The organism is Paenibacillus polysaccharolyticus (assembly GCF_023714295.1).
GTDB classification, from domain to species: Bacteria; Bacillota; Bacilli; order Paenibacillales; family Paenibacillaceae; genus Paenibacillus; species Paenibacillus polysaccharolyticus_A.
Genome location: NZ_JAMAUN010000091.1, coordinates 1 through 228 on the forward strand (window position 1 = coordinate 1; position 228 = coordinate 228).

Genomic DNA, 228 nt, shown 5'->3' on the forward strand with positions numbered 1-228 from the left:
CTTAGGCTTTCGGCGGATCAGATTCTCACTGATCTTTTCGTTACTCATACCGGCATTCTCACTTGTATAATGTCCAGCGCTCCTTACGGTACACCTTCAATCCTTATACAACGCTCCCCTACCCCTGGATCGACTTCACTCCAGCTTCGAAGTCCTGTGTTTATCCCCTGGGAACCATTTGGTCATCCAAGGCTTCACACCTTGTCAGACAAAAATGTCCTTGTGGTA

The 228-nt window shown here is 47.8% G+C and carries 1 rRNA gene; it reads right to left on the bottom strand.

What is annotated here, in order from left to right:
- A 23S ribosomal RNA gene (locus M3629_RS28345) occupies positions 1-228 on the bottom strand; the annotation flags it as partial.